This window comes from Companilactobacillus kimchiensis, from assembly GCF_001438805.1.
GTDB lineage: Bacteria > Bacillota > Bacilli > Lactobacillales > Lactobacillaceae > Companilactobacillus > Companilactobacillus kimchiensis.
This window is the reverse complement of record NZ_JQCF01000004.1, coordinates 113,781-134,576: the sequence shown is the minus strand read 5'-3', so window position 1 is coordinate 134,576 and position 20,796 is coordinate 113,781. Positions and strand designations below refer to the sequence as shown.

The 20,796-nt window shown below is 35.9% G+C and carries 21 protein-coding genes and 1 riboswitch; of the genes, 16 read left to right on the top strand and 5 right to left on the bottom strand.

Annotation, left to right across the window (positions count from 1 at the left end; translation table 11 throughout):
• The first annotated feature begins 119 nt into the window (after window positions 1–119).
• Window positions 120–977: a helix-turn-helix domain-containing protein gene (locus tag IV57_RS03715; RefSeq protein ID WP_057880152.1), complete on the top strand. Its 858-nt coding sequence runs from the start codon at window positions 120–122 to the stop codon at window positions 975–977.
• An 82-nt stretch (window positions 978–1,059) separates the two neighbouring features.
• On the opposite strand, the gene IV57_RS03710 is transcribed toward IV57_RS03715, so the two are convergent.
• From IV57_RS03710 to IV57_RS03700, 3 genes are all read right to left on the bottom strand, one after another.
• Entirely contained in the window at window positions 1,060–1,533 is a 474-nt protein-coding gene (locus tag IV57_RS03710; RefSeq protein WP_057880151.1) for a universal stress protein, read from the bottom strand.
• 87 nt (window positions 1,534–1,620) lie between these two features.
• On the bottom strand, window positions 1,621–1,899 hold the full coding sequence (locus IV57_RS03705) for a hypothetical protein (RefSeq protein ID WP_057880150.1): 279 nt from the start codon (window positions 1,897–1,899) through the stop codon (window positions 1,621–1,623).
• Window positions 1,889–3,190 carry a replication-associated recombination protein A gene (locus tag IV57_RS03700; RefSeq protein WP_057880149.1) on the bottom strand — a complete coding sequence of 434 codons (1,302 nt, stop codon included), beginning with the start codon at window positions 3,188–3,190 and terminating at the stop codon, window positions 1,889–1,891. Before IV57_RS03700 ends, IV57_RS03705 begins: the two co-directional genes overlap by 11 nt.
• 51 nt (window positions 3,191–3,241) lie before the next feature.
• Between IV57_RS03700 and IV57_RS03695 the strand changes: the two genes are divergently transcribed.
• Window positions 3,242–3,841 (top strand): DUF1054 family protein, encoded by a 600-nt coding sequence (locus IV57_RS03695; protein ID WP_057880148.1) that lies wholly within the window; start codon window positions 3,242–3,244, stop codon window positions 3,839–3,841.
• Window positions 3,842–3,902: 61 nt separating this feature from the next.
• Here the strand turns inward: IV57_RS03695 and rpsD are convergent, their stop codons facing one another.
• Window positions 3,903–4,514: a 30S ribosomal protein S4 gene (rpsD, locus tag IV57_RS03690; protein WP_057880147.1), complete on the bottom strand. Its 612-nt coding sequence runs from the start codon at window positions 4,512–4,514 to the stop codon at window positions 3,903–3,905.
• Window positions 4,515–4,838: 324 nt separating this feature from the next.
• On the opposite strand from rpsD, the gene IV57_RS03685 reads away from it, so the two are divergent.
• The 12 genes from IV57_RS03685 (at window position 4,839) to thiT (ending at window position 19,023) form a co-directional block, all read left to right on the top strand.
• Entirely contained in the window at window positions 4,839–6,527 is a 1,689-nt protein-coding gene (locus IV57_RS03685; protein WP_083488878.1) for a septation ring formation regulator EzrA, read from the top strand.
• Between the two features lie 75 nt (window positions 6,528–6,602).
• Window positions 6,603–7,748 carry a cysteine desulfurase family protein gene (locus IV57_RS03680; RefSeq protein ID WP_057880146.1) on the top strand — a complete coding sequence of 382 codons (1,146 nt, stop codon included), beginning with the start codon at window positions 6,603–6,605 and terminating at the stop codon, window positions 7,746–7,748.
• Window positions 7,749–7,757: 9 nt separating this feature from the next.
• A complete protein-coding gene (thiI, locus tag IV57_RS03675; protein WP_057880145.1) occupies window positions 7,758–8,975 on the top strand; it encodes a tRNA uracil 4-sulfurtransferase ThiI in 1,218 nt (405 codons plus the stop codon).
• Between the two features lie 634 nt (window positions 8,976–9,609).
• A complete protein-coding gene (locus tag IV57_RS03670) occupies window positions 9,610–12,258 on the top strand; it encodes a valine--tRNA ligase (protein ID WP_057880144.1) in 2,649 nt (882 codons plus the stop codon).
• Between the two features lie 64 nt (window positions 12,259–12,322).
• Window positions 12,323–13,597, top strand: a complete 1,275-nt coding sequence (locus IV57_RS03665; protein WP_236704309.1) for a bifunctional folylpolyglutamate synthase/dihydrofolate synthase — start codon at window positions 12,323–12,325, stop codon at window positions 13,595–13,597.
• Between the two features lie 8 nt (window positions 13,598–13,605).
• Window positions 13,606–14,244, top strand: a complete 639-nt coding sequence (gene radC / locus IV57_RS03660) for a RadC family protein (protein ID WP_057880142.1) — start codon at window positions 13,606–13,608, stop codon at window positions 14,242–14,244.
• Window positions 14,245–14,338: 94 nt separating this feature from the next.
• On the top strand, window positions 14,339–15,340 hold the full coding sequence (locus tag IV57_RS03655; protein ID WP_057880141.1) for a rod shape-determining protein: 1,002 nt from the start codon (window positions 14,339–14,341) through the stop codon (window positions 15,338–15,340).
• A 46-nt stretch (window positions 15,341–15,386) separates the two neighbouring features.
• Window positions 15,387–16,250, top strand: coding sequence for a rod shape-determining protein MreC (gene mreC / locus IV57_RS03650; protein ID WP_057880140.1), 864 nt, complete (start codon window positions 15,387–15,389; stop codon window positions 16,248–16,250).
• Entirely contained in the window at window positions 16,250–16,792 is a 543-nt protein-coding gene (gene mreD, locus IV57_RS03645) for a rod shape-determining protein MreD (protein WP_057880139.1), read from the top strand. Before mreC ends, mreD begins: the two co-directional genes overlap by 1 nt.
• Window positions 16,789–17,457 (top strand): septum site-determining protein MinC, encoded by a 669-nt coding sequence (locus IV57_RS03640; protein WP_057880138.1) that lies wholly within the window; start codon window positions 16,789–16,791, stop codon window positions 17,455–17,457. Before mreD ends, IV57_RS03640 begins: the two co-directional genes overlap by 4 nt.
• A 2-nt stretch (window positions 17,458–17,459) precedes the next feature.
• Window positions 17,460–18,257, top strand: coding sequence for a septum site-determining protein MinD (gene minD / locus IV57_RS03635; RefSeq protein ID WP_057880137.1), 798 nt, complete (start codon window positions 17,460–17,462; stop codon window positions 18,255–18,257).
• 33 nt (window positions 18,258–18,290) lie between these two features.
• Window positions 18,291–18,394, top strand: a riboswitch (TPP riboswitch).
• 47 nt (window positions 18,395–18,441) lie between these two features.
• Window positions 18,442–19,023, top strand: a complete 582-nt coding sequence (thiT, locus tag IV57_RS03630) for an energy-coupled thiamine transporter ThiT (RefSeq protein ID WP_057880136.1) — start codon at window positions 18,442–18,444, stop codon at window positions 19,021–19,023.
• 48 nt (window positions 19,024–19,071) lie between these two features.
• On the opposite strand, the gene IV57_RS12950 is transcribed toward thiT, so the two are convergent.
• Window positions 19,072–19,197 (bottom strand): DUF4044 domain-containing protein, encoded by a 126-nt coding sequence (locus tag IV57_RS12950; protein ID WP_420806317.1) that lies wholly within the window; start codon window positions 19,195–19,197, stop codon window positions 19,072–19,074.
• Between the two features lie 218 nt (window positions 19,198–19,415).
• On the opposite strand from IV57_RS12950, the gene mraZ reads away from it, so the two are divergent.
• Window positions 19,416–19,847, top strand: coding sequence for a division/cell wall cluster transcriptional repressor MraZ (mraZ, locus tag IV57_RS03625; RefSeq protein ID WP_057880135.1), 432 nt, complete (start codon window positions 19,416–19,418; stop codon window positions 19,845–19,847).
• Window positions 19,837–20,787, top strand: coding sequence for a 16S rRNA (cytosine(1402)-N(4))-methyltransferase RsmH (gene rsmH / locus IV57_RS03620; protein ID WP_057880134.1), 951 nt, complete (start codon window positions 19,837–19,839; stop codon window positions 20,785–20,787). The genes mraZ and rsmH overlap by 11 nt, the downstream gene beginning before the upstream one ends.
• The last annotated feature ends 9 nt before the right edge of the window (window positions 20,788–20,796 follow it).

Here is a 20,796-nt window from a genome sequence, read left to right as displayed (position 1 = left end):
AAAGTGGCTAACTTGATTATAAAATTCGCCTCTTTTTATTGTTGCTTATTTCTTGCAACATTTTTTAATAACTGTTTAAATTATCCTTGGAATTAATAAATGAATGGAGATAGTTTAGAATGAAAATCTTAGGTGAAAAAATTCGCCATTACAGAAAGCTCAGAGGTATTTCACAATCTGAGTTAGCTGATGGCATTTGTACACAGGCAACTGTCAGCCTGATTGAAAAAAAAGACAAAATTCCAAGTATGGAAATATTGGTTCGCATTTGTGAAAGACTGGGTATCACAATGAACCTCGTAATCGTCAACGACGATAGTCAAATATATTCAATTATTAGCGACATTAAGAAGTCATTCTATCAAGATGATTTTGATGGCATTAGTGATAAACTGGGTAAGCTTAAAAACATCAATGTCAATAATAAACAAGAAATCAAATTGATTCATTTCTTTAATGGTTTGATTGAATATGTAGCTAGTAAGAATTATGACAAAGCTATTTTTGACTTTAACCGTGCTATGAACGTTAACATCGCTAACGTTGATATGTATGATATCTTGATTGATGTCTTTACCGCTAAGGCATACATCAACAAGAAGTCAGTCGACGAAGCTAGAGTTTATTACAATCAAGCGAAGTCTTTGATTAAATCTAGTCTTGATAAGATCGGTGATGAAAATTATCACGATAGTATCTTGATTTACGCAAATATGGCTGATCTATCATTGAAATTGGATGATAACGAAAAGGCTATGGAATATGCGAATGAAGGTATTTTCATTGCTAGAAAAGAACAAACTTTGTTTAAACTCGATGAGATGTACTGTTACTTAGCAGACGCCGGTACTCGTGAAGGTCAAAAGACCGATGAGGACTACATCAAGGCGTATGTAATTTCAAGTATCAGTGAGAATAAACCAGTGTTTGAAAAATTAAAATCTAAAGTGAAAGATATGCATTTAAATATCTTTTAAATTAAAAATAATTTATTAAATTCCGCAAAAAAAGAGGGTCGATTCGAAAGAATCAATCCTCTTTTTTGATGTCATTTATTAATTATTTCTTTTGTTTCTTGATTGTCTTGTTATCTAAGTCAGTTCTAACAACTAGAACATCACAAGCAGCAGTTCTAGTAACGTATTCAGTAACTGATCCAATCAATAGTCTTTCCATAGCGTTCAAACCAGTGGCACCGATCATGATAAGATCAACACCTAACTTCTTAGGGAAGTCAGTAGCAATGATGGCTTTAGGAGCGCCATATTCAATACTGTAGTCAATTTCTTGTAAGCCAGCATCTTTAGCTGTCTTAACATAGCTCTTAACTGTTTCCTTAGCTTTTTCAGTGATTTGCTCAACCATTGTTGAATCAAAGCTAGAAACGTTCTGGAAAGCCCTAGTATCAATAACGTGAACCAAATGAATTGTAGCCTGGTTTCTCTTGGCTACTTCAACAGCCTTCTTAAATGCTAACTCTGCCTCAAATGAACCATCAATTGGTACGAGAATGTTTTTATATTGTTGTAACATAAGTATCACCCCGTTAATGTAATATTATTACTTTTATATCTTTATTTTAGTTGATTTGGCCTAATAAATACAGTCATCAGTGCATATTTAGCGGATATTTGCTAAATAAATTGAGAAACTGGCTGCTATTAGACTGCCAAGTAGCAAAGTAATGAAGTTTGCTTCTCTACTGCCAATGAAAGCGATAACGATTCCCATGATCGAAACAAGGATCAATAAGACAGCTGTGAAACGCATTACATTTTTTAAGGTCAGGTTTTCGTCAGGTGAATAAATTAGAAATTTACCATTACTGTGTGACCAAAGGATATAAGCTAAAGCTAATAAAAATACAATGAAGAAGATCATAAGAACTTTAATTATCATAATTATTCGGACTCCGTTTTGAATTCATTTTCCATTCGTGGATTTGTTTTATACGTTGGCTTAAGGCTTGTTCATATTTACCGGTATCATTTGGTTGATAATATTTTTGATTAACCAAATTATTAGGCAAATATTGTTGATCGACCCAAGCATGCTGATAATCATGTGGATATTTATAACCGACTCCATGGCCTAATTTCTTAGCACCGGAATAATGGGCGTCTTTGAGGTCGTCAGGAATTGAATTAGCTTTACCACTACGAACATCCGCAAGAGCAGCATCGATTGCTACCACTCCTGAATTGGATTTGGGACATAGACAAAGATCGATCACGGCATCAGCTAAAGGGATACGAGCTTCAGGCAAACCCACCATTTGAGCTACCTGGGCTGCTTGAACAGCACGGGCACAGGCTTGAGGATTAGCTAAACCAACATCTTCGTACGCACAGACGATCAAGCGACGGATAGCTGAAGTCAGATCACCAGCCTCAAGGAGTCTGGCCAAGTAGAGTAAGGCTCCATTCGGATCGCTGCCCCGAATTGATTTTTGGAAAGCTGACATGACGTCGTAATGACTGTCGCCATTTTTGTCAGATGAAATAGCCTTTCTTTGAACTGATTCTTCAATTGATTTGAGATCAATATGGACCGAATCATCTTTAGCGTCAGTCGAGAGGACGGATAACTCTAAACCATTAAGAATACTTCGCAGATCGCCATTGGTTGAACTAACTAACAAATTCAGGGCATTTTCATCCAGTTTGACATGATAGGTACCAAGACCGTTCTGAGTGTCGTCTAAAGCACGTTTAACAGCTTTTTTAAGATCATCACTGTCAAGTGGCTTTAATTCAAAAATTTGTACTCTAGAGCGAATAGCAGGGCTTATATTGATATAAGGATTTTCAGTAGTGGCACCGATTAAAATAATTGAACCACTTTCCAGTAGAGGTAATAAAAAATCTTGTTTAGTTTTATCTAAACGATGAATTTCGTCAAGTAATAGGACAACTGTACCACTCATTTTAGCTTCTTCAGCGACAATTTGGAGATCCTTTTTGGTGTCGGTGGCGGCATTCAACATTCGAAAGGCGTATTTGGTACTTCCGGCGATAGCACTGGCAATACTAGTTTTACCAATCCCAGGAGGACCATAGAGTATCATGGACGATAACATTTTAGCTTCGACCATTCGACGAATGATTTTATGTGGACCGACTAAGTGCTGCTGGCCAACAACTTCATCGATATTTGTTGGCCGCATTCGATATGCTAATGGTTTTTGCATAATTCCTCCTATATAATTGATATGTATATTTTACAACAAAGGATTGAGGACATGTTTGATAAAAAAGATTTTGAAGTTTTCAATGATACTACTTTGCCAGGACGTTTAAGTTTAATTAAAACAAATTTGGACCCAAAATTCGAAGTTTTAGGTTCCGATTTACAAAAACAGCTTGAGGAAGAGTATCAAGAAAAGTTTTATATGAAAATTGCTAAACATCAACGTCGGACTAAGAATCCACCACCTGATACATGGTTAGCGATTAATCAAGATAAGAAGGGTTATAAAAAGACGCCTCATATAGAATTTGGCTTATGGCCCGATTGTTATTTTATTACCTTTAGCCTCTTAGCTGATATTCGTAACCGGACAGCTTATTATCCGATTTTGAAAAAATATCAAGCTGAGATCATAGCAGATGGGTGGGGTGTCTCGAATGACCACACGGCCAGTCTTTTAAAACCGGCAATTGAATTACCGGCTGTGATCAAACACTACGAAAAAGTTAAATCAAGCGATTTAGTGATTGGTTTTGAATTAGCGGTGACAGATCCAATTGTTAAAGCTGGTGATTACGATGAGCTGTTAGCTGATAAGTTTATGCAATTAAGTAAATATCTAGTTTTATTTAACCAAGAAGCTGCCCAGTAGGTGGCTTTTTTCGTATAAAAAAAATACATCCACCAAAGAGTGAATGTATTTTTGACAAATATTAAAGAATTTGGTTGTAGTATTCAACAATCAATGATTCATCAACATTTGGTTCTAGTTCGTCACGTTCTGGGTTACGTACTAGTGAGCCAGTCATAGTGTTTTCGTCGTATGTAACGAAACCAGGACGACCAACAACGTTTTCAAGGTTAGCCTTAACAATAGCTAGGTCCTTTGACTTTTCACGAAGGCTGATTTGTTGACCAACTTTAACTTCGTATGAAGGGATATCAACACGTTTGCCATCAACAGTGATGTGACCGTGGTTTACAAGTTGACGAGCTTGTGGACGTGAACTTGCAAGACCTAAACGATAAACCATGTTATCCAATCTTGTTTCAAGAAGGATCATCAAGTTAATACCGTGAAGACCATCCATCTTACCGGCACGGTTGAATAAGTTACGGAATTGACGTTCGTTAACGTCATACATGAAACGTAACTTTTGCTTTTCAGTTAATTGTTGACCGTATTCAGAAATCTTACGACGGCCACCGTTTGGACCATGTTGTCCTGGGGCGTAATTTCTACGAGCAATTTCCTTACCTGTACCTGAAAGTGAAATACCTAAACGACGTGATAACTTCCAACGTGGGCCTGTATATCTTGACATATATAATTCCTCCAAAATGTTTGTATGGAGTAAAATATTTAACTGGAGCTTAGCATTCGTGCAGTTACCGTTACAATTTTCACCATGTGCAGCCACAGGTTACTTATTTGAACTAAATCGTCGATAACTGTTGACGTTCTTGCCGCTCTTTGCTGCATATTTTACACGAAAGCTAGTATACCGTGATATGTAGTGATTGTCAAAGTAAAATTCGTTAACTAATAGTTAAAACTTTATTATGAAAAGTAGACAGCGATAATAATAGGACTAATATTTGTTATAATTTCTGTATGATAAGACTGAATCGTCACTAGGGGTGTAAATGTGTTTGTAATTATTATTGGAATAATCGTAATCATTCTGTTCGCTTTATGGTACATGTGGTTTTTGCAGAAACGAAATGCTGGAACTCTTAATAGCTATAAAGACCGAGCAGACGAATTAAAAAAGGCTCAATTAGATGATAAAATCGAAAAACTGGAAAAAATGAATTTATCTGGTGCCAGTGATGACCGTTTTAATCAACTTAAAGTGGAATATCATAAACAGACGGATGATATCTTTTCAGATATTTTGACGCATATAAGAGCTGCAGAATATAAAAATACTGAATTTAAGGTATTTGGATCCTCTAAGGATCTTAAAAAGTTAAATACTGAAATGAACGATTTTGAGAAAAAAATCGGTGAAGTTTCACAAGGTTTTGAAGAACTATTGGTCAGTAACGAATTGAATGCGACTCATAGTGAAGAGTTACAACGACAATATCAAACTTTACGCAAACAAGTTTTGACCCAATCATTTAGCTATGGACCAGCTACAGATAAGTTGGAGAATGAATTAACGGAAATTGCTAACCTTTTAGATAAGGAGAAACAATTAACGACAAAGGGCGACCACATTGAAGCAAGTCAATGTTTAGATGATGTCAAACTAAAACTGGGATTAATAATAGATCAAATTAAAATCATTGAACCTTTGTATCACGATATTAATGAAGTTTTCCCAGGTCAGATCGATGAAATTAAGTTTGTTTATCAAAAATTAGACAAGCAACATTTCCAATTTACTGATGATATTGTGCAACTGATAGATGATGTTCAACGAGAAGTTGATGAGTCTAACCAAAAATTGGGCGAATTAAACTTTGATGCAGTCAATACTAATAATGAAGATATCAAACAAAGAATTGATGATCTTTATGAAACTTTAACCTTGGAAATAGATGGTAAACGGGATGTCTTGAAGGATCAAAGACCAGTGCTGGATTATTTGAATCATGCTGTCTTTCAACATAATCGTTTGGATAATCGTATTCAAAAATTACAAGAGACTTATATTTTAACGGATAAGACATTGGATACTTTCAAGACCAATTTTGATACATTAAATGATATTCGTCGTGAATATGATGCTGACGTACAACGAATAGCTGATAAGAAAGTTATTTTCTCACAAGTTAAAGCTGATTTTAAAGAAATTGTCAAAAAATTGGATGAAATCGAAACTAATGAGAAGACAATGAATGATGATTTGAATCAAATGTTATCAAGTGAACAGATTGCCCGTAACAGTGTTGAAGAATATGCTAAGAACCTGGAAATTCAGAAGAAGATCATGGAACAACTTCGTCTAAATGGTTTACCTGATGATTATTTGGATTATTTTTATATGGTATATGACGAGATCAACAAGTTATATGATGAATTAGCTGCTGAGAAAATCAATATGGAGGATATCAGTAAGCAGGTTATTGTTACGCAAGAAGATTTGGATAATTTAGTTGAAAAAACAACTAAGTTGAAATATAACGTTGAATTAGCTGAAAAATTACTTCAATATGCTAATCGTTATGCGAATAAAAATCCTGAGTTTACAGAACAATTGGATCATGCCCGTTCATTATTTGACGATGATTACAATTATAATGAGTCTGTTGATATGATTTCCAAAGCTTTGGAAGCAGTAGAAGCCGGATCAGTTGATCGAATAAAAGAAACAATCAATGCATGATTTACTGAAAGTGTGTTAAGTTATAATAGATAAAATTTTAGGCCGTTAAGGCCTTTTTATTTTGGTGAGGCAAAAATGATATATTTTGATAATAGTGCAACAACTAAGGTTAATGATTCAGTTCTAAAAACTTACAATGCTGCGAGTCAGGAATACTTCGGTAATCCTTCCAGTTTACATAAGTTAGGATTGAAAGCTTACGAGCTATTGGAAACTTCTCGTAAACAGATTGCTAGTTTAATGGGCTTCAAACGTGATGAGGTTGTCTTTACTAGTGGTGGTACTGAGGGTAATAACTGGATCATCAAGGGCACAGCTTTTAAGAAGCGTGAATTTGGGAAACATATTATTACAACATCAATTGAGCATCCTTCAATTATGAATACGATGCATCAATTGGAAGAGTTGGGTTTTGAGGTAACTTATTTGCCAGTCGATAAAACTGGTCATATCAGTGCTGAAGATTTGAAGAATGCCATCAGGGATGATACTATCTTGGTTTCAACTATGGCAGTTAATAATGAAATTGGTGCTATTCAACCAATTCATGAAATTGCAAAAGTTTTGAAAGATTATCCAAGTATCAGTTATCATGTTGATGCTGTTCAAGCTATCGGTAAGAATCTACAATCTGAATTCATCGATCCACGAGTTGACTTCTATACCTTCTCAGGTCATAAATTCCATGCACCACGTGGGATTGGCTTCATTTATATGAAAGAAGGCAAGCAACTTGAACCACTGATGGCTGGTGGTGGTCAAGAATCTGGCCTTAGAAGTGGAACGGAAAACACACCTGCAATTGCCGGAATGGCTAAAGCTATTCGATTGTTAAAAGATAACGAAGCTGGTAAAGCAGCTAAGATGGAACAACTGAAAGAAGAGTTGGTTCATCATTTGGAAACGCTTGACAACGTCCATGTCTTTTCTAAAATCGGCGACGATTTTGCACCGCACATCATCTGTTTTACAATCGATGGTGTCCGTGGAGAGACCGTGGTTCATACCTTTGAGGACCGTGATATCTACATTTCAACAACTAGTGCTTGTTCTTCAAAGAAGGGCTTGGAATCTGGAACTTTGAAAGCAATGAATATTCAAGAAAAAGTGGCCACAAGTGCTGTTCGTGTCAGTCTTGATGAAAGTAATACTGAAGCAGAAATGAATGAATTTATCAAAAATTTGGATGAGGTCCACGACCATTTCCAAATTTTGAATTAGGAGATTTAAATGGAATATACTGAAATTATGGTTCGTTATGGCGAACTATCAACTAAGGGTAAGAATCGTAAGAGCTTCATCGACCGTTTGCATGGTAATGTTGCAAAAGTTTTGAAAGATTACCCAGATCTTAGAATGCAACCACATCGTGATCGTTTACATATTAATCTAAATGGCGTTGATGCTAAGCCAGTTATGGAAAAGTTAAAGAATGTTTTTGGAATTCAAACTTTCTCATTAAGTGTTAAAGTGTCACGTGATTTTGAAGATGTTAAGCAAAAAGCTATCGAGATGATGCATGAAGCTTACAAACCAGGCATGAGCTTTAAAGTAGGGACTAAACGTTCAGATCATACTTATGAACTTGATACTAACCAAGTTAACCTTCAACTAGGGGATGCGATCTGTGATGCCTTTCCTGGTATCGATGTTGAGATGAAAAAGCCTGATATCAAAATCTCAGTTGAAGTTAGACAAGATGGAATTTATCTATCATATTTAACTGTCAAAGGTGCTGGCGGATTGCCTGTTGGTACTGCTGGTAAAGCTATGTTGATGCTATCTGGTGGGATTGATTCACCAGTTGCTGGATATTTAGCTATGAAACGTGGTGTTGATATTGAAATGGTTCATTTCTTTAGTCCTCCATATACTTCAGAACAAGCTTTGAACAAAGCTAAGGAATTGACTGCAAAATTGACTGCCTTTGGTGGCAATATCAAGTTTATTGAAGTTCCTTTTGCTGAAATTCAAGAAACAATCAAAGCTGGAGTCCCTGAAGGTTACTTGATGACAGTTCAACGTCGTTTCATGTTGAGATTGACTGATATGATTCGTGAAAAGGAAAATGGCCTTGCTATTTTTAATGGTGAAGCCGTGGGGCAAGTGGCCTCACAAACACTTGAAAGTATGGCTGCTATCAATGATGTTACAACTACACCAATTTTACGTCCCGTTGCTACGATGGATAAGACTGAAATTATCAGATTAGCCGAGAAGATTGATACCTTCAATTTATCTATCCAACCATTTGAGGACTGTTGTACAGTCTTTGCTCCACCATCACCAAAGACCCGTCCTAATATGGAGAAGACTCGTAAGTACGAGAGTTCTCTTGATATCGAGGGATTGTTACAACGTTCAATGGACGGAATCAAGATTACAACTGTTGAACATGGCGACAAGTTCATGGAAAGTGATCAAGAAAATATCAGTAGTTTACTATAAAATTAATTGACGTTTCTTAAATTATGATTTATTATCAAAATATCAGCTTTGAACAGGAGGGTTGATTAGTCAGATTTCAGAGAAGGCATGTTGTTGAGAATTGCCAAATCAAGCTAATTGATTGTTACCTGCGAGCTATCTTGAAAAAGATCGGGCCACCGTTAACTGTTGAGTGAAGAGTCTCTTTGAGATTCTTAATTTAGGTGGTACCGCGAGTCTTCGTCCTATTCGGATGAGGGCTCTTTTTTTTTATAGCTTCTTAGTGGCTATGCCACTTAGAAGCTATTATGGGGACGTCGAAAGACGTCCGTATACCGATTTAAGTGGCTATGCCACTTAGAAGCTATTATGGGGACGTCGAAAGACGTCCGTATATCATGATAGTTTTAGTACCATTATTTAATTTTGAGATTCTTTCTCATTGATTATTAATTGTCTAGTTGTGAATTGTGATGTAATTTCTTTTCAGCAATGAAATAAAAAAATATATTAGTCTGGAACAAAAATTGAAGTTGTGTCCGCATCGTTCCAGCCAAATTTCAATGTTTGTGGAAGACGGCATCATACAACTAAACCCACTAAGAAAGAATCTTTTCAAACTAACGTATATTAAATATTTTTAAGGAGAACACCTATGAGAGAAATCGACATGGACACGAAATACAATCCACAAGAAGTCGAAGCTGGTCGTTACCAAACTTGGTTAGATGACGATGACTTCAAACCTTCTGGCGACAAGAAAGCTAAACCATATTCAATTGTTATCCCACCACCAAATGTTACTGGTAAATTGCACTTGGGTCATGCTTGGGACACAACGATTCAAGATACTTTGATTCGTTACAAACGGATGCAAGGTTACGATACATTGTATCTTCCTGGTATGGATCATGCCGGTATCGCTACTCAAGCCAAAGTTGAAGCAAAATTACGCGAACAAGGGATTACTCGTTATGATCTTGGACGTGAGAAGTTTGTTGAAGAAGTTTGGAAATGGAAGGATGAATTTGCTTCTATTATCAAATCACAGTGGGGTAAATTAGGTTTATCACTTGATTACTCACGTGAAAGATTTACCTTGGATGAAGGCTTGTCAAAGGCTGTACGTAAGGTTTTCGTTAAGTTATATAACGAAGGTTTAATCTACCGTGGTGAATATATCATCAATTGGGATCCACAATTACAAACTGCTTTGTCAGATATTGAAGTTATCCACAAGGATGACCAAGGTGCTTTCTACCATGTTAAGTATCCATTTGCTGATGGTTCTGGCTTCATTGAAATCGCCACAACACGTCCTGAAACAATGTTCGGTGATGTTGCCGTTGCCGTCGCTCCTGATGATGACCGTTACAAGGATATCGTTGGTAAAGAAGTTATTGTCCCATTAGTTGATCGTAAGATTCCAATCATTACTGATCACTATGTTGATAAGGCTTTTGGTACTGGTATGGTTAAAATTACTCCAGCTCATGACCCTAATGACTTCTTAGTTGGTAATCGTCATGATCTCAAACGTATCAACACGATGAACGCCGATGGTACGATGAACGAAAATGCTGGTAAGTATAACGGTATGGATCGTTTTGAAGCTCGTAAAGCAATCGTTAAAGATTTACAGGATAATGGTGACATGATCAATATCGAACCATACATGCATAGTGTTGGTCATTCAGAGCGCTCTGGTGTTCAAGTTGAACCAAGACTTTCAACCCAATGGTTCGTTAAGATGAAGCCACTTGCTGAAATGGCATTGAAGTATCAACAAGGTAATGACAAAGTTAACTTTGTACCTGACCGTTTTGAAGATACTTTCACTCAATGGATGGATAATGTTCATGATTGGGTTATCTCACGTCAACTATGGTGGGGACATCAAATTCCCGCTTGGTACAACAAGAAGACAGGTGAAACTTACGTTGGTGAAGAAGCACCTAAAGATCCAGAAAACTGGGATCAAGAATCAGACGTGCTTGACACATGGTTCTCAAGTGCTTTATGGCCATTCTCAACTATGGGTTGGCCAGATGAGAATGCTGACGATTACAAACGTTACTTCCCAACTGATACCTTAGTTACTGGTTATGACATTATCTTCTTCTGGGTTTCAAGAATGATTTTCCAAAGTTTGAAATTTACTGAGAAGAAGCCATTTGATAACGTTGTGATCCATGGTTTGATCCGTGATGAACAAGGTCGTAAGATGAGTAAGTCACTTGGTAATGGTATCGACCCAATGGATGTTATTGAGAAGTACGGTGCTGATGCATTGCGTTGGTTCTTGATGAATGGTTCAACACCTGGTCAAGATACTCGTTTTAGTTATGACAAGATGGATTCAGCTTGGAACTTTATCAATAAAATCTGGAATGCCTCACGTTATGTGATCATGAATCTTGATGACGACACACCAGCAATGGATGACCTTTCAGCTGTAACTAGTTATGATCTTTCTGATAAGTGGATTTTGGCTAAGTTGAACAACACTGTGAAAGATGTTAACCGTTTGATGGGAACGTTTGATTTTGGTGAAGTTGGTCGTAGCATGTATAACTTTATCTGGAATGACCTTTGTGACTGGTATATCGAAATGAGTAAGGCAACACTTACAGGTGACGATGAAGCTGCTAAGAAACAAAAGAAGATGATTTTGACTTATGTGCTTGATCAAACACTTCGTTTGATGCACCCAATCATGCCTTTCGTAACTGAAAAGATCTGGTTATCAATGCCTCATAATGGCAAGACAATTATGAATGCTAAATATCCTGAATATCATGAAAAACTTGATGATGCTGAAGCTATGAGTCAAATGGACGTCTTGATCGATCTGATTAAGTCATCAAGAAAGATTCGTGTGGAAGCTAGTGCACCAATGTCTAGTGCCGTTGATATCATGATCAAACCTCAAGATGATAAAATCAAAGCTATTATTTTGAACAATGAGGAATATATTGATCGTTTCATGCATCCTAAGGACTTACAAGTTGCGACTGATTTAGTGGCTCCAGCACTTGCTATGACAGCTGTCACAACTAATGCTGAATTGTATGTTCCTTTAGCTGAATTGATCAACATTGATGATGAAATTGCTCGTCAAAATGAAGAAATTGCTAAACTAGATCAAGAAATCACTCGAATTGATAAGAAATTATCAAATAAAGGCTTTGTGGCTAAGGCACCTGAAAAGGTTGTTAATGAGCAAAAAGAAAAACTAGCTGATTATCAATCACGTCAAGCTAAGGTACAACAAAGAATTCAACAATTAAAAGACAACAAATAATATTTGAGTATATAATGAATTGGGTTGGCATTCGGCCAACCCTTTTTCTTTAATAAAAAATGGAGTGGGGAAATTGTTAGAAAATTATCAAGCAGCAGTTAACTATATTCATTCATTACCTAAATTTCATCGAACTAACAATTTAGATAATATTAAAGAGGCATTAAATGTTTTAGGTAATCCTCAGAACAGTTATGAAACGATTCATATTACTGGTACCAACGGTAAAGGAACGACAACTAACTTTTTAGCTAATTTATTAGAGGGTACCGGTAAACGAGTGGGAATGTTTACTTCACCATTTATCAACGAGTTTAATGAGCGAATTCAAATAAATCATCAATATATTTCTAATGCTGATTTATTGGAAGAAGTTAATTTTATTAAGGATAAAATCGGTGATATTCCTCTAGCTGAATTTGAATTTGTTACCATTTTGGGTTATTTTTATTTCTGTGGTCGTGTAGATGTGGCAGTCATTGAAGCAGGTATTGGAGCGGCGCATGATAAAACTAATGTCATTACGCCGGTACTTTCAATCATTACTTCAATCGATTTGGATCATGAAAAATTGATTGGTCCTACGATTCAGGATATTGCCAAGGAAAAATCAGGAATCATAAAATCTAATGTGCCAATTGTGACTGGCCTTTTACAGGATTCAGTTCAGGACATTATTGAAGAAACGGCTGAGAAGAAAAATAGTCCGATTTTTAAATTTGGCCGTGAATTTGGTATAAAAAATTATAAAAATAATAATTTTAGACTATCGTTTATATATTATGATGATAGAGTAGACATTGAGGGAATTGATTGCCAAGGTTTTGAAAAAACTACGGCAATGAATGCTTCAATTGCCATTCGTGCATTTATTTGTTATCAAGAAGGTCATGATTTGAGAGTTTCAACAACTGCTATTAAGGACAATCTAGATAGAAATCATTTGCCTGCACGAGCTCAGATCGTTCAACAAAAACCAATGATTTTGATGGATGGAGCTCATAATATTTCGGCAATTCACAATTTAATTAATTCTTTAACAATTAATTATGAAAATAAGGATATAATTGTTTTGTATGCTGGAATGAAAGATAAGGATCGACAAGAGATTTTGGAAGAATTGGCTCCGAAAACAGAACATATTTATATCACAACGCTTGATATGGCACGTTCTGCTAAAGCTGAAGATTATGATTTGTCAGTTTATGACAATGTTTCCTTTGTTGAAAATTATCATGATGAGTTACAGAAAATTATTAGTAAGATGAATAGAAAACAAATACTTTTGATAACTGGTTCGTTTTATCTGATTTCTGATTTGGAACATTATTTCTCGTAGTTTGAGATATGATGATAAATTTAAGAGAAAAGATTTTAGCATATGGTGTTAGTACACTAAAAAATGAAGAATTATTGGCCGTAATCATTGGGAATGGCACGAGAAAAAATCGTGTCTCTGATCTGGCTCAAAAAATCATTTGCAATTCTAATGGTTTAAATTTGAGTTTAGAGCAATTAATGGCGTTTAATGGTATAGGAGTGGCTCAAGCTTGTAAGGTTTTGGCCGCAATTGAATTAGGTACGCGCAAAGTTCAGTCTGACACCTTATCCGAAACAGTTGTTTCTGTAGATGATGTAGGTCGACATTTAATAAATAAAATTGGTGGTGCCCCACAGGAAAAACTGGTCGCTGTTTATTTGAATAACAGCTATCATATAATTGATGAGAAGATTATTTTTATTGGCACGGTTGATCAGGCAACAGTTCATCCACGAGATATCTTACGTGAGGCTATTAGGATGTCGGCAACACAAATTGTGATTGCACATAATCATCCAAATGGTTCACTGATGTTTTCAAGGAATGATCAGGAGTTTAGTCTGAGGTTAAAAAAGTGTTGCCATTTAATAGGAATAAATTTAATAGATCACTTAATTATTACCAAAAAAACATTTTCTAGTTTAAAGTCTTTAAATTTAATTTAGGATATGATTTCGTCGTACTTTAAATCGACAGTTTCTATGATATAATTTTGGTTAGCGTAAAATGTGGTGTGTACTTTAAAGGAGAGAAAATAAATTGTTTGGTATTGGATCAAAGAAGCTTGGTATAGACTTGGGAACTGCAAACACTCTAGTTTATGCTGAAGGCAAAGGTATAGTTTTAAATGAACCTTCAGTTGTTGCAAAAAATAACAACACTGGAGAAATTGTTGCAGTCGGTTCAGATGCACGTGAAATGATTGGTCGTACACCAGGAAGTATTTCTGCAATTCGTCCAATGCGTGACGGTGTTATTGCCGATTACGATACAACTGCTGCAATGATGAAGTATTTTATCGAAAAAACAGCTAATAACTCTAAACCATCAGTAATGGTTTGTGTTCCTAGTGGTGTTACTGAAGTTGAAAAAAGAGCTGTTATTGAAGCAACTCAACATGCGGGTGCTCGTGAAGCTTATGTAATTGAAGAACCATTTGCTGCAGCTATTGGTGCCGGTCTTCCTGTTATGGATCCAACCGGTAACATGGTTGTTGATATTGGTGGTGGTACAACTGATGTTGCTACTATTTCATTGGGTGGTATCGTTTCATCGCGTTCAATCCGTGTTGCTGGTGATAAGTTTGACGAATCTATTTCTGCATATATTAAGTCAAACTACAACCTTCAAATTGGTGAAAGAACTGCTGAAGACGTTAAGATCCAAATTGGTTCTGCATCTATTGAAAAATCAAAAGAAATTGACTCAATGCAAATTCGTGGTCGTGATCTAGTGACTGGTCTACCTAAGACTGTTCAATTAACTGGTGAAGATATTGCAACAGCTATTCACGAAAACGTTGAAGAAATTATTGAAACAATTAAAGAAACTCTTGAGGAAACATCTCCTGAAATTGCTGCCGATGTAATCGATCATGGTATCGTTCTTACTGGTGGTGGTGCATTATTACATCACTTACCAGAAGTAATATCAGAAGCAACTGGAGTTCCCGTGTTCATTGCTCAAGACCCACTAGATTGTGTGGCTATCGGTACTGGAGAATCACTCAAAAATATCGATGTAATGCGTCGCCAAAAATAAGCGGGTTAATCCCGCTTTTTTTTATTTGATCTACTAGGAGGAAGCAATGCAAAAATTTTTTTCAAATAAAAAATTAATCATTTTGATGGTACTTATTATTGTTACTTTTGGTTTATTGGCGGTTACGGTTAACATCCGTGATAAAAAAAGTACACCACCAGTGATCCAACAGGTTGGTAATGATGTCGTCAGCGTAGTTGGAGGAGTATTTGCCTATCCAACGAATGCAGTTAAAAATGCTACCTCAGAATTTTCTGATTTGTACAGCACCTATTCCGAGAACAAGCGGCTTAAGGCAAGAATTGGTGAATTGGCACAAAACCAAGCTAAATTAGAAGTAGTTCAAGATGAAAATCAGAAATTAAAACAAGAATTAAAATTAAATGGTACTTTGACGGATTATTCAACAGTCAATGCGTCAGTTTTATCTCGGTCACCAAGTAGCTGGCAAAGTTATTTGACTATTAATCGTGGTCAGACAAGTGGGATTAAGAAAAATATGCCAGTTATGTCTGGTAAAGGTTTGATCGGTAGAATCGTTGAGGTTGATAAAATTAGTTCTAAAGTTGAACTTATTTCGACCGATAATGAATTGAACGATAAATTTGCTTCAGAAATCATTGGTAGTAATAATAAAAGTATTACCGGAGTGGTTAGTCGCTATGATAGTGCTTCAGGTGATCTAGTGATGGAGAACGTTAATTCAACTAAAGATATTAAAAAAGGCCAAAGTGTTATCACATCCGGTTTAGGTGGTTTAACACCTCGAGGGTTATATATCGGTAAAGTTTATGGAATCAAGAAGGACAACTATGGTATGACAAATTCTGTTTATATCACGCCAGCAGCTGAACTTCGTAACTTTACGGTTGTAACGGTTATTAAGTCATCGGTTAGTGGTGAAAAATAATGGATATTAAAGTACGAAAAACAATCGGTCAAGTATTATTCATTTTGTTAGCATTTTACCTTGATGGTTTAATGAAATGGGCCTTTTTGAATAATATGAATCGTGGCGTGATTGTTATTTTGCCACAAATAATGTTGATGGCAATTGTTATGTTGACGATGCGTATCGATAACAGGCGACAATTGATGACGTATGGCATAGTCTTTGGATTGATCTATGATTCTTACTACTATGGAATTGTCGGACTATATACTATTTTGTTGCCATTAATTATGGTAGGGATTGATCATTTTAAGTTCTTATTAGTGAAAAATAATATGGGCTATGAATTGTCGATCTACTTTCTGTCATTAACTTTTCTACAATCAGGTATTTATTTGTTAGAGAGATTATTACAGCAAACTAATACGAGTGTGTTTGATTTCATCACATATACATTAGGGCCAACATTATTGTGGAATGTCGTGGTATTCTTTATCCTCTACATTCCTTTGGCAAACTTGTCTGAATGGTTGGTGAAATATCGGAGGGATAGTAAATGAGTGACATCATTTTAAAAGGTGATAAAAATGGTTTTTCCGTCATTATTGACGTTAACGCCAATTATGTTGATGCGTTTAAAGAATTAAAAGAAATGATCATGCAACAAAACGTCAAGTCAACTAATGAAGATGATGATGTTATTAATTTTACTGTTAAGACGGGAAATCGTTTATTAAATACGGATCAAAAAGCTGCCATTAAGGAACTTTTTAGTAAATATCCACAACTGTATTTGAAAGATATTGAATCTGATGTCGAGAGTAAGATTGCAGTTGAAAAAATGTTTAATAAAACTAAAACTAATATTGAATCAGGAATCGTTCGTAGCGGTCAGAAATTAGATTACGAAGGTGATTTAATATTTTTGGGAACGTTACATCGTGATGCCCAGATCTGTACCACCGGGTCAGTTTATATTCTGGGTGAAGTCAATGGGATTGTGCAAGCTGGCTATCCTAATAATACTGGTGCGACGATTTTTGGAAATTTAAAAGATGTCGATCAAATTAGGATTGCTGATGTGATTGAAATTGTGACAGATGATAATCGGGATGATTTTAAGAATGGTAGTTTTGCTTTTATCGATGACTTACATTCAATTAGTGTAGATAATTTAAAAAATTATAAAAATAGATTGAATGATCTAAAGAAAAGGACCGGTTAACTATGGGGATATCAATAGTTGTAACTTCTGGAAAGGGTGGAGTTGGGAAAACAACTACTACCGCAAATGTCAGTACTGTTTTGGCCAGTCTTGGTAAAAAGGTTTGTATGGTTGATTTAGATATCGGTCTAAGAAACCTTGATGCTGTTATGGGACTAACTAACCGAATTGTTTATGATATTGTTGATGTTGCACAACATCGAGTAGTAGTATCACAAGCTTTAGTTAGGGACCCACGTTTTGAAGACAATTTGTATTTATTGGCAGCTTCACAGTTTGCTGATAAGTATGTTTTGGATAAGGCTTCGGTGGGAAGTATTGTTAACGAATTAAAACAACGTTTTGATTTTGTAATGATTGATTGTCCAGCCGGAATTGAATATGGTTTTCAAAATGCCGTTTCAATTGCTGATGGTGCCTTAGTGGTAACTAATCCAGAGGTTGCTTCTGTTAGTGATGCCGATCGAGTTGTTGGTATTCTTGAGAATATGAATATGCCGATCACACCACATTTGATTATTAACCGGATTCGTAAGAATATGATCAATAACGGAACTTCTATGAGAATTGATGATATTGTTAATCATTTAGGAATCCCTTTGTTGGGGATCGTAATTGATGAAGATAAAGTCATTTCGGCATCTAACGCTGGTTGCACAGTTGCTTTTGATAATGAAAGTGATGCTGGTCGCAGTTATCAGCATATTGCTCGGCGGATGTTGGGTGAAAACATACCCTTGGATTTGTCAGATCAAACAAAGAAGATTGGTTTTTGGGGCAGAGTGTTTGGAAGAAAATAGTCATTGTGATATAATCTTTTTGTAAATTGAATAAGTCAACACAGGGGGAGCCATTCGGCTGAGAGTGAACTACTAAGTTCAGACCCTTTAAACCTGTTATGTTAATACATGCGTAGGGATAGTGTTGTTCAAGCAAACGCTCGAACTCTCTTGTGATGACAAAATCAGAAGGGAGTTTTTTTGTATGACCAATATTAGTAAAGGTAACGACTTAATTATTTTGACAGAAGGGGCTTTGATAACCGCTTTGGCACTAGTGCTATCATTTGTTCCACATTCTACGGGGGTGTCATCTATTGAGTTTATGTATGGCTTGATACCGATGGCGATTTTTGCCTTACGTCGTGGGTTGAAGGCCGGTTTGATGGCGGGATTAGTCTGGGGCATTTTGGATCTGGTATTACGAGGTTTTAGTAATGGTGGCTTTTTAAATCCGTTACAAGGATTTGTTGAATATCCATTAGCTTTCGGTGTTGTTGGTTTGATTGGTTTAGGTAGTACACAAGTTAAGCAGGCAATTGAACGTGGTAAAAATGTTTTGGGATTGATTATTTTTTATTCGGCCGTCGGTTTTTTTGCAAAATATTTTTTCCATTTTATTGCTGGAGGTATCTATTGGGGAACATACGCTCCTAAAGGGATGAATCCTTGGATCTATTCACTGGTTATTAATGGTGGTAGTTTTATTGCCAACATGATTATGCTGGTGGTTTTGGCAGTTGTTTTGAATCGAGTCTTTAAGCAATTAATTATTGTGAAAAATTAAATAAAAATAGGCTAACCAATCAGAAATGATTGGCTAGCCTATTTTTTGTTAAACAAAACTCATAAATGCTCCTAAAACTACACCACCAATGGTAACTAAAATCATTAACCAAACAACAACTTGTGTAATTTTTGTTAAAGTGCTTTTAGGTTTCTTATCATCCAAAACTTCCACCACCAAATTAATATTATATATTGAAATGGTACTTCAGAATAACAATTTATGCAATATTTGTAAGCAGACATTTCCTATATTGAAAAATCCCCCCACCGCTTGAACTGTATAATTAGTAAATGCTTTCACATTTATTGACGGATTGTCGAATATCGTGTGGTTAAAAGTGGGGAATTGTGGTAAATTAGGAAGTGTTAAAGAATTGAGGTGAACTGTCCATGTTCATGGGTGAATTTCATCACACACTTGATACTAAAGGCAGGATTATTGTTCCTGCTAAGTTTAGAAAGCTGCTTGGTGAAAGCTTTATAGTCACTCGGGGCATGGATGGTTGCCTTTTTGGTTATCCATTGGAACAATGGGGAAAACTAGAGGATCAGTTGGATAAACTACCTCTAACCAAAAAGGATGCGAGAGCATTTACTCGATTCTTTTACTCTGCTGCTGCAGAGGCAGAATTTGATAAGCAAGGTCGGATTAATCTTTCGACATCACTAATTGAATTTGCCAAATTGAATAAGAACTGTGTAATCGTTGGCGTTTCTGACCGAATTGAAATTTGGGATGAGGAACGTTGGAATAAATTTAGCCAAGAGGCTGAAGATAATTTTGAAGAAATATCGGAGAAAATGACAGACTTTGACTTCTAATGTATATAAACATAAAACAGTATTATTAAAAGAGACTATTGATGAAATTAACCCACATGATAATGGCATCTATGTAGATGCTACTTTTGGTCGTGGTGGACACACCAAAGAATTGTTGAGTCGAGTTCACAATAGCCATCTTTATGTTTTTGATAGAGATGAGGCCGCAATTGAGGTCGGTGAAAGTATTCAAAATGATTCTTCAATAATTGGTGATAACTCATTAACTTTAATTCGTGATAATTTTGAAAATATGCAGGCTCGTTTGAATGAACTTGGTATCGAAAAGGTTGACGGTGTCGTATATGATCTAGGGGTTTCTTCTCCTCAATTTGATGACGCCGTCAGAGGCTTTAGTTATAAAAAAGAAGCACGTTTAGATATGCGAATGGATCAGCGACAAGATCTTGATGCTGAAAAAATCGTTAATGATTGGTCATATAATGATTTGGTAAGTATTTTTTATAAGTATAGTGATGAAAAATTTGCTAAACAAATTGCTCGATCAATTGAACGTATCAGAGCTGAACATCGGATCACTTCTACCTTAGAGTTAGCGGATATCATTAAAAATGCTATTCCAGCTCCAGCTAGAAGAACTGGTGGGCATCCAGCTAAACGTGTCTTCCAAGCAATTAGAATTGCTGTAAACGATGAATTGGGTTCACTTGAAAGATCCCTTGAACAGGCAATTGATTTGCTGGCCCCTAAAGGTCGCATAAGCGTTATAACTTTTCAATCCAAAGAAGACCGAATTGTAAAACACATTTTTAAAAACAATTCATATGTTGATTTACCAAGAGGATTACCTGTTATTCCAGATGATATAAAACCCATTTTAAAACAGATTACTAGGAAACCTATCCTACCTAATACTGAGGAGTTATCTGAAAATAATCGAGCACATAGTGCAAAACTACGTGTCGTTGAAAAGATATAATGGAGAATT